9 protein-coding genes are annotated in these 10,075 nt (G+C 46.2%); 7 read left to right on the forward strand and 2 right to left on the reverse strand.

Annotation, left to right across the window (positions count from 1 at the left end; all coding sequences use genetic code 11):
* Positions 1-85: 85 nt before the first annotated feature.
* The 6 genes from QWY20_RS17045 (at position 86) to QWY20_RS17070 (ending at position 7,386) form a co-directional block, all read left to right on the forward strand.
* The gene (locus QWY20_RS17045) at positions 86-1,183 is read left to right on the forward strand and encodes a helix-turn-helix transcriptional regulator (protein WP_330130213.1); all 1,098 of its coding nucleotides are present in this window, start codon (positions 86-88) and stop codon (positions 1,181-1,183) included.
* A 64-nt stretch (positions 1,184-1,247) separates the two neighbouring features.
* Entirely contained in the window at positions 1,248-3,047 is a 1,800-nt protein-coding gene (locus QWY20_RS17050) for an FG-GAP repeat domain-containing protein (RefSeq protein WP_330130214.1), read from the forward strand.
* 123 nt (positions 3,048-3,170) lie between these two features.
* Entirely contained in the window at positions 3,171-3,485 is a 315-nt protein-coding gene (locus QWY20_RS17055; protein ID WP_330130215.1) for a hypothetical protein, read from the forward strand.
* An 84-nt stretch (positions 3,486-3,569) separates the two neighbouring features.
* Positions 3,570-5,690, forward strand: coding sequence for an AAA family ATPase (locus QWY20_RS17060; protein WP_330130216.1), 2,121 nt, complete (start codon positions 3,570-3,572; stop codon positions 5,688-5,690).
* Between the two features lie 121 nt (positions 5,691-5,811).
* Positions 5,812-6,690 (forward strand): hypothetical protein, encoded by an 879-nt coding sequence (locus QWY20_RS17065; protein WP_330130217.1) that lies wholly within the window; start codon positions 5,812-5,814, stop codon positions 6,688-6,690.
* 171 nt (positions 6,691-6,861) lie between these two features.
* Positions 6,862-7,386, forward strand: coding sequence for a hypothetical protein (locus QWY20_RS17070; RefSeq protein ID WP_330130218.1), 525 nt, complete (start codon positions 6,862-6,864; stop codon positions 7,384-7,386).
* A gap of 170 nt (positions 7,387-7,556) precedes the next feature.
* Here QWY20_RS17070 and QWY20_RS17075 read toward each other — a convergent pair whose 3' ends face one another.
* Together QWY20_RS17075 and QWY20_RS17080 are read right to left on the reverse strand one after the other, a co-directional pair.
* Positions 7,557-8,264: a hypothetical protein gene (locus tag QWY20_RS17075; RefSeq protein ID WP_330130219.1), complete on the reverse strand. Its 708-nt coding sequence runs from the start codon at positions 8,262-8,264 to the stop codon at positions 7,557-7,559.
* 122 nt (positions 8,265-8,386) lie between these two features.
* Positions 8,387-9,073, reverse strand: a complete 687-nt coding sequence (locus QWY20_RS17080) for a hypothetical protein (RefSeq protein ID WP_330130220.1) — start codon at positions 9,071-9,073, stop codon at positions 8,387-8,389.
* A gap of 140 nt (positions 9,074-9,213) precedes the next feature.
* Here QWY20_RS17080 and QWY20_RS17085 point away from each other — a divergent pair.
* A partial coding sequence (locus QWY20_RS17085; protein WP_330130221.1) for an FtsZ/tubulin family protein occupies positions 9,214-10,075 on the forward strand: 862 nt, incomplete at its 3' end.

Genomic DNA, 10,075 nt, shown 5'->3' on the forward strand with positions numbered 1-10,075 from the left:
CTAAAGATGTTGAGCAAGACAAAGCGAATGAGTTTCCAGAGCTAAACATGATGACTGACGGCTTAACACAAAAGGCAAGCAATCAATGACGGTAAAGGTTCCAGGCAAAGCTCCGAAATCGCGAGGCACATCAAACGATGTGATGCGTCGAAAATTGCATATTTACCTGTATTTGCAACATGGCGCTAAAACCATCAATGCAATCAAAGCCTATTTGGAACAACAGGAATTGCCCAAGGTTGACCGACGCACCTTGCAACGAAACCTCCGTGAGATGGAGGATTCTTTTGGTATTTATCAGGTCAATGATGATGCTGGAAAAGGGCAGGCTTGCCTTTGGGCAGTGAACAACAAAATGTTTCAAAACCCTTTTGCCTTCAGTCCCGATCTTGCGATGGCACTAGCGCTGACGTATCAGCAAGTGAAAACGTCCGTTCCAGCGGACATTGTTGAGAAAGTTGAGCCTGCTTTTAAACAAGCCATGGCTCAGCTCGAAAAAAGCGAGTCTATTCAGGCTAAATGGGCGCAACGAGTGCATGTATCAGCATCAAGCTATGTGTTACCCGCAGCGAAAGTGAAGCCAGAAATAGCTAAGCGCCTCACCGACTGTGCCTTAAATCAGGTTGCTGTGCAAATCATCTACCGAATAACACATACAGCGAAAGACAGCACGATTCAGGGGACTGCACTTGGTATTCACTATCGTGGGAATATTGCCTATCTGATTTTGCGGCCACGAGGTAAAAAGCGTGTTCGTCAGCTTCCATTCAGCCGAATTTATGCGGTAAAGGAGTTGATTACAACTCTGCCTGAAGTCGGTGATTTCATGATCGATGCTTTTGCAAAGCAAGGTAAATTGACGATGACCTATGGTGAGCCTTTTCGCTTGGAGGCCGTGATTTTTGAATCTGTACGTCGCGAAATTGAAGATGCTCCCTTGGGAGATGATCAGGTATTAATGCAAGCGTATGAAGATGACATGTACAGGAAACTTTCGGTAACCGTGCCTTACAATTTGGATTTGGTTCAGTGGTTGCTGGCAAGAGCACCGTACTTAAAAGTGCTGGGACCGGAGCCGTTTAAAGTGAAGTTTGAAGAAGAACTGCATCGTGCCTGGCGGAATGTTCTGTCCGGCACTTTGGATGTTCCAAAAGAGAAAAACTTTGAAGTTCTTGCCAATTAACGGTGTGAGCAAGCTCTGTTTGTGTGGCAACGGAAAATAAGCAAAGACATCAAAAGGTGGCGTTATGCGAGAAATCACTAAACAAAAAAAATCACTCAATCATGCCTTACTGGCAAGCGGGATCAGTTTATTGCTGGTTGCCTGCGGTGGTAGTGGTAATCAGGATGACGTTACGGGAGTGGCTCCTCCGGTATTTTATAGCATCACTGTGGAGAGCACTGGGGCAGGAAATGTTGGCTCAGAAACTGTTCAAGTTGCTGCAGGTGGGCGCTACAGCTTGTCACTCTATCCGGACGATGATCACCTGGTGCATTCAGTCACGGGTTGTAACGGCACATTGAGCGATACGACTTATGAGATTACATCGGTCACAGCCAATTGTAGGGTTGAAGTGACGTTTGGATTAGTCCCGCTTAGTCTAGACATGCCTCAGCACATTTATTCATTCTATGATGATACGATGATCCCGCCGCATGAATATGGTGGCGAGTACCATGAAGGAGGGTTAGTTTCTTACATGGGTACGGCGAGCGTTCAAGAACTATGGATGGATGGCTACCAGGATGTCATTTTTTCATTGGCAAAAGGGTATGCGGCAGGAATTGATACTCGTGTGAAGCCTTATCTCTTTCGAAATGAAAACGGTCGCTTGGTCTATGACAACTCGGTAGAGTTTTCACCCGTCACGTCTGCCAGGCGCTGGGCCAATTATGGAGAGCGCCCAAACGATCATGGTACCGGTTTATATTTTGTTGGGCATGACGGTGGCGACGGCAGCTTTGCTGAAGCCATGTTGATACAGTCAGGAAGCTATCCCCAGGATATCACGGCGAGCCTTCCAGCAACGCCACTTTCGAACTTAACAGGAAAACCAAATAGCGTTCATGCCCATGCTATGGCCGGCGGAGATCTCAATGGTAACGGACGCACCGATTTTGTAGTGATTGATTGGGGAGGTTGTGATACCGAGGTTGACCCTTGGGTATGTTTCGAATCGCCTTATTATTTGATGCAAAGTGACCATGCTTTGGAATGGTCAATGATTGAATCGGATCTTTTGCGAAATATTGCTTTTGAACAGCCCTTGGCGGCAACAAATGTCGGCGAAGGATGGAATTTGTTGCTTGATGTTCATTTGGTGGATGTTAATGGCAATGGGCTTGATGACTTAATTGTCGGCTATGGTCATGGCGCTTCGCGCAGTTATGTTTACTTTAATCAAGGCATTGATGCGCAAGGGGGACCTCTATTTAGTCGTGAGCACAGTGCAGCCTTACCGCAAAGTCCATATGGTTATAACGGATTGCATTTATTTACCTGGAGTGCAGACTTTAATGGCAATGGACACAATGATTTGCTGCTGTTGTGGTCACGATTTGTCCCTTATTACGGCGGTTGGTCGTTCCAACTGTTAAGCAATGATGGTAGTGGCGTTTTTACCGATGTTTCAGAGCAGGCATTTCATTACTTGTCTGAAAGTCACCAACTAGGCGAGTATCTTGAGTGGACAGATCACTTCACAGTCGCTGATTTAAATGGTAACGGTCTTCCAGACATTATTGGGTCTGACGGGGGACACTCTGGCAGCGAGGCCAGTATTCGGATCTGGCTAAATGATGGTGCAGGTGGTTTGCAGGAAATACCGGTGCAGATACCGCATACCAACAGAACCTTTAAGCCGACAGCGCCTTGGTTTGATATTGCTCAGGACGGAGTATTTGGAACGGCAATGATGCACCAAACTGCCACAGACGATACATTTAGCGAACTACGGGTAAATTTTTATCAGCTGAGTTTAAACCGCAGGCTTTATAGCCTGGCTGCAGAGCAAGAGGCTATCGAGCAGGCATTGGAGCGAAATTAAAGTTTCGCCAGTGTTTAGTTGATGCAATCAGAAGCAGATTGCCATCTAAAAGTTACCTCCTCAAGTGCGACACAAAATGTCGGTCATGCAAGGTAAAGTGTTTGCCTACACGAGGAGGTTTCAATGGTTGCCGAATTTTTCAGTGAGCAAGGTTTTCTAAGCTACGTAGTCTGCTTCGGTATTGCAGGCTACTTTACGCTCTGGCTGTGGCAAAGCTATCCTTTTGTTTCGCTTTTTGCGACTGTCGCTGGTGTGGCACTTGTCATCCACAACACCTGGATTGGTGAGCCTTCTGGCTGGTTGGATTACCCTTTCTTTGTGATGGTCATGCATATGATTTTTTCATTGTTCTTTACCCGTGAAGGCTGGAAGCTCATCGCTGCCTTTATCGCTGCAGGCATTGTGCTAAGTTTTCTGGATAAGATGAAAGGGGAGTAACGCACCTCAAACAAGTCATAGTGCGACATTAAATGTCGCACCTATGCTTTAGCATGACAGTATGTCAGTTATGCGAGGTTGTCTATGTCCGTTGCCATTAATCCAGATACGTCCATCAAATCAGCCAAACGCAGTTTTTGTTCTGATACGCCTTCAAGTCTGAATCATACATCAGCGCTACCCGCATCCGAGCAAAAACTGTTACTTGCCAAGGTCTGGTTTTTGCGTGCGTTTCGGAAAATCGCTAAGCCAGAGGAGTTTTTTAAAACCTCTGAGCAGCATAGCGCCATTTTGCGAGATTACTTCTCCATTGACTGCACGGTTGGTTGTTTTTCAGCGGTAATGGATAAGCTTCAGCGTGAGCAAATCCAACTGGAAAGCGCATACAAAAACTTGTTTCAGCAGGGTACCTTGTTTTCGGTAAATCTACGTTATCTGCAGACGCAGATGGGATTATCTGAAGCGGAGCAAAATTTACTGCTTTTTTTCAGTGTTATGCATGATGAAAGTGACTTAGAAGCGATCGAACGTTGCAGCCATTCAACAAATCGACGCCATTTGTGCGATTTATTGGCATCCGTATTGGATTGCAAAAGTACACAGATCCGTGCTGGGCTATCATCCGAAAGCCTTTTAAGGCAAAGCGGCTTTTTGATTCAGTCAAACAATATGTTTGCCGGTTGGTTGGACGCTTTTGAAGTGCCGGGGGTAATTCGAGAGGCCTTATTCAATCCCTTGTTAAGTGGTGATAAGTTCAGCTCTCCTTTTGTGACCGTCTCTTCAGAGCCCAAGTTAACGCTCGATGACTTTTACGGTTTTACGGTCCACAATCAGTTGATTACGCATTACATTCAAAGAGCGCTGGCTGGCAATAAAGTTGGCGCAAACGTTTTATTGTACGGTGCCCCAGGTACAGGAAAAACCGAATACGCAAAAGTTATCGCGAAAGTGTGTGGCGCAGTATTGATGGAAGTGCCAAGCCAAAGTGACAAAAAAGAAGCGTTGACCGGCCAGCAAAGGGTCCGCTTTGCTGTTCAGGCTGGCAGAATGTATCAGGGAAAAGGGCGTGTTTTACTCTTTGATGAAGCCGAGGATGTGTTTAATGGTCCTCTTTTTGGTAGAAGCACTGCCAGTAAACACAAAGCATGGATAAATCATGTTTTGGATTCTTGCCTTTTACCCACGGTATGGATTTCAAATGATGTATCCGATATGGATCCAGCATTTATCCGGCGGTTCGATGTCATCATTGATTTTGATGACGTCAAGGAAGTGGTCCGTGTTGAGCAGTTTTCCAAGATTGTTCATCAGGCCCTCTCGGGTGACATGCTGTCTAAGTTGGCTGGGCGAAAGGACATATCAGCGGCTATGGTAGAAAGAGCAGCTGACATGGCAGAGCTAAAGGTTGCAGCCTGCCAGGAGTCGTTTGATGACGCTTTTATTGACTCGCTCAATTGTTGTCTGAAAGCTCAGGGAAAGCCCAAAGTTGAACCGTTCAATAAATCGAAAGTTGAGTTTGATAGTGCCTTTGTCAAAACCACGGAAAATTTGGATCGGCTTGCTGATGCGATAAGTACGCAAAAATATGGACGCCTTTGCATATTTGGTCCGCCTGGAACAGGGAAAACAGCGTTTTGTCATTGGCTTGCTAAGCAAGCAGGTATGCCGCTGCTGGTTAAACGAGCATCCGATTTATTAGGGAAGTACGTTGGTGACAATGAAAAAATGATTGCCGCTGCTTTTGCGCAGGCAACTCATGATGGGTCTATACTGCTCATTGATGAAGTGGACAGCTTACTCAGTGATCGTGCTAGCGGTCAATCGTCCTGGGAAAAGCGCGCTACCAATGAGCTGTTAACTCAGTTGGATGCTTACCAGGGAATATTTATCGCCTGTACCAACTTAATGGATGAGATAGACGCTGCAACAATGCGCCGATTTGATTTCAAGCTTCACTTTGATTATCTGAATGCAAATCAGAGTGAACTGCTGTTACGAAAAACCTGCCACTCCTTGACGATAGCAGGACCAACAGAAAGGGATATCGCTGAAATTCGTCAATTGAGCTTTCTAACACCAGGTGACTACGCCATGCTTGCTCGTCGCCATCGATTATCAGCGATTAAATCCGCAGCAGACTTTATCAGACAACTTCAAGCTGAAACAGGCTTTAAAAGGCAAAGCTGCAGGCGTATTGGGTTTTAAGGGGCTCTTAACGGCGATTGTACTAATGAATTTGTCATTTTTGATGCGTGTTCTACTATTGAGTTACTGTAGGCATTTTTATAAATGGCTTTGAAACTACGAGCTAATATAGGTTAACTACATGATTTCAGATAAAGAATTAAGACAGAAAGATTTTGTGCGCACTCATCAAGTGGAATGTTCAGGCGAGTATTGTGAATTTAAAGATCTACTTAATAAATCAGCAATTAGGGAAAGGAGACTTAATGAAGCTTCATGTGTGTATATGTGGGTAGAGCAAAAAAAAGATGATCACTTCGATATTCTCTATGTGGGTAAGGCCGGCAAAGGAGTTGTACAGCGGCTTATACAACACCGCAGTGGTTTTAAAAGCAGTGGCACGGGCCGTAAGAATAATGTTGAACTGCAGAATCGAATACATCAAAACAAAGAAATTTTTGTTTATTCTCGGGTTGCCAGCATGGTTACCTTTTTCGAACAGAAAGTTTCGGCTTACTCCGCGGAAGAGGAAGCATTGATTGCTAAGTACTTGCCGCCACTTAATCGTGCGCGAGTCGAACGGAGGCCCGATAGTGGTCAAGTAGAAGTCGTAGGCCTTGAAGATGTCTATCATGGTGAAGAAATAATTGAGTTTATTGAGTCATTAAGCGAAGAGGATAAAATTTTGTTCAAACGTTTGCTTACTTGGGCATTGGAGCTGGAAGCTACGGCTGAACTAGATCAGAAGGTTGTTCGAGGTTACACCAATCAACCAAATTCTCTGAATGGTTCGCCCATATATCTTTTTGCTAAGTTGGGTAAAAAAGGTAATGCTAAAGCTCATAGCTGGCAGGTTAGAATTTCGCTGAGCAAGCTGGCAGTTATCCTGCCGTTAAAATATTTAAACCCCTCTCTCGATAAGTCTTTGGTGGATATAAAGGAACAGTCTAACAGTTTCTCGCCTCTTGATATAAAAGATTTTATCGAATCTCCGAGTAAGTATTATTCTCCTCATGGGTAAGGCTGGCACAAAGTCGATATTCTGAATTAATAATTGGCAGGCCAGCTAAAGCTGGCCTATTTGTGGGGATACCTCAGACAGATCAATTGTAATTTCACTCTGATTGACCCTATATGATGCAAACTGCCGCTGAAACGTATGAGCTGAGCAAATGTTGAGGAGTTTATTTTAATGGCTGATAATTACTTTTTATCTGCAAGTGGAATGGACAGAATAAGCAAGGAGCAATTGGATTTACCGCAGCTTATTAAAAATATTATAGAGATATTTCATAGATTAAAAGGTGGCGAGATTATCTTTACTGTAGGTCAATATAGCTCACCTCCTGGAAACGAAATGAAATATGTTTTCAAACAGAAATCTTTCTATGCAAAAGGCCCCCAGCTTCCAGTCGATAGTAAGTTTAATCGACGTCTATTCGTAATATCTTATATTAATGACGATGAAGCAATCATTCGCTTCGAGCGAAAGTTTGATGTTTCCTGCCGTAATCAAGATGACTTTTTTCTTGATTTGTTAAAGGTACATGCCAACATCAAAGGGCTTCCAGCAGATGCGTTTACGAATGGTTGTCATTATGATGGTCCAGACAAAATCCGACCACACACACTGATTGGTTTGAGGCATTTCGATACAATACAACGTGAAATTTTATTGTGTAATCAAATTATAGATGCTATTGGTGTTACTCAGTAGTGTCTATTCGTCGTTCAAAAGTTATATCTAGTTTTTACTCATTACGGTTGTGTGTCTTTTTTGTTTGGTTGCCGATCTAGTCGCGCAAATAGCATTGAGTTCCCTTCGTTTAGTGATCTACCGTTTGGAACAGTTTTAGAGTTTTGTGGGGAGTCCTCAGCTTCTGAGCTTTAAGCCAGTTCAGCAAGCAACTCCGCCAGCAGACGTTGCGCATTGCCAATGCCATACACCTCTTGCCTGCCTTGCCAGTTGTCGAGCAAAGCTTGCCATTGCAATAATTGAGAAGGGCTCCATGGGTTGGCATTCAGCACATAAGTGATGAGCTCAGTGCGTAGATCATTGGCGTGTTGCTCGAGAAATGGCATTCCAAGCTGCTTTACACAGTGCTGGATAGCATGTCGGATCAGCAGCAGAGCGCTGCCCAAAAAGTCAGGACAGTGGGTTGGCTCAGAGTATGCCAGTTGTTGAAACACCGGGTTGTGCGGTTGATGCTGCTGCATTAAACGAAAAGCCAGCCAAAACATTGGAAACAGTGCTTCAAAATCTGCAGCTGAACTGGCATCACCGTCAGTTAAATCGTCCCTGCTGTAGAAGTGGGCGGCAGCATATTTAAGGCAGTGATTGGCCTCAGCCAGCATGGCATCTGACAGCGCTGTTAGCAAAGCAGGCTCTGTTTGTTGAAGGGCCGCTTGCCAGACGGATCTCAGGTGTGGCCAGTTGCTTTTTGACTGCGGCTCCTCTGTACTTACCTGCTTAAAACAAACTGGCAGTTTCAGCAGCTCCTGCTCTAAAACACGCAGTTGCCAGTAGGGATGATAGGATTTTACCGCACTAAGCCAGGGCTCTGGCAGTTCCGATGGAACAGGTGATTCAAACAAAGCGTAACAGCCTTCTTCCGAACCAGGCTGTGGGTTTTGTTCATCCAAACTATCGGGTAGGACAAAACGTCCCCTTTGGTGAAAGTTGCAACAAAGCGCTGCTTCTATGCAGTATCCGCACATCATTTGTTTCCTTTTAGGCAGATTTTTTGTTTGGGCAGCAATGGGTAGGCATCTTTGCTGATGGCCAGCCGGTCGATGGCCTCTGTGTAGGGGGCAGCATAATCAGCCATCGCAGACAAGCGCCTGGAATAAGGCAGGTTGAAGCGATGACTATTGCGGCATGTCAACAACAGCTCTGTCTTGACGCTGCCAATGCGTAAACAATTCGCCAGGCTCAAGCCTTCTGCAACTAGGGTGGCCAGCATACCGCTGTGAGGAGCGGTAGCGAGCTGTTGCTGAAGCGAAGATGAGGGGCAGGGCCACAACACCGCCCTGGGGCCGTCAGGCAATTGCTGAGGTTCCCAAGGTGCAGTTTGCACATGAAGCTCCAACAACACCAGGTAATTGCTATCATCATCGTTGTAATACGGATCGTCATCATGCAGGCAAAAGTAAAGCCGTGCATTGCACTGGAAAGAGGCTGCCTGGCCATGCAGCGACAGGGCTGGCAGCTCTTCCATGACAGCCGCTATGTCGTTTGCGAGTTCTTGCTCCAGTGCATAAAGCCGTTTGTTAAGTCTTTCAAATGTCAGACGCTCGGTTCGGGTAAGCTCATTACCATGAAGTGCCCCCATGAAATAAGGCGACAGCTCAGGCAGGCGCTGTTGCCAGCACAATGTCGGTGAAATTAGCAGCAGCTTGGCCATGGTAATTCCTCAAACCAATGTGCTGCCAGCTTACTGTTTTCCAGCGACAAAATAGGTCGCTTTGCGGCTGTGTTTAGCTGCGGCTTATTTTGTCGCAGCGCTGCCGTATGCTGTCGCTATCACAAAATAGGAGTCTGTGCATGCAAGCCGTTCAATCAACATCAATCCAAAAGTCCACTGAACAGGATGCTCAGCAGGCTCAGGCCGATTCAGGTGCATCTGTGTTACTGCTAGGGGTAGGTAGTTTGGGTTGTTATCTGGTTGCCAAAACCCAGCAAGCGGAGCTGCCCGTACCGGTCTGCTATGCACTGATGCACCAAAAAGCTGCCTTGCTGCAAAACCGAGCTGATACGCTGTGCTTGCAACTGAATGAAACCTCGGGCCCCATACAGCAGCGGCTGATCGAAGAGGATTATCTGACGGTACAGCAAGCAATAGCGCATGCGGATGTGGTGGTGCTGTGCGCAGCACTAGGCGGTGCCAGTGGTGCTGTGTTGGCGGAATTGGCTCAGCTAAAAGCTCAGGATACGCTGGCCTTTGTAATCACCCCTTTTACTTTTGAAGGCGGGGCACGCTTAAAGCAAGCCAAAGCGACGTTGCAGCAGTTGGAAAACCAGTGCAGCAGCATCTTGGAGCTGCCCAACGATCTGCTGCGTCAAGCCCTTGGGGGGCACACTGCGCTTCATCAGGCATTGGATGCGAGCAATGTCTTTTTGCACCAGGCCTTGCAGCGGCTGCTGGGGCTCATGATTGAGCCAGGGTTAATTCACCTGGATATCATTCATTTTAAAACCATGCTCAGTCATCGGGGGCGGATGCTTATTGGCTGGCACCAGCTGGACCTCAATCAGCCGCTAAGCCCGCAAGTAGCAAGCCTGTTGCAACAACCACTGCTGGCTCAGGCCAATGTGAAAACGGCCAAAGCAGCCATGCTGTTCGTGCAAGCACCGGATAACCTGGCTACCGATACCTATTGCCAGCTGCATACTGAATTACAGCGGT

Source organism: Alkalimonas cellulosilytica (assembly GCF_036325985.1).
GTDB classification, from domain to species: Bacteria; Pseudomonadota; Gammaproteobacteria; order Enterobacterales; family Alteromonadaceae; genus Alkalimonas; species Alkalimonas cellulosilytica.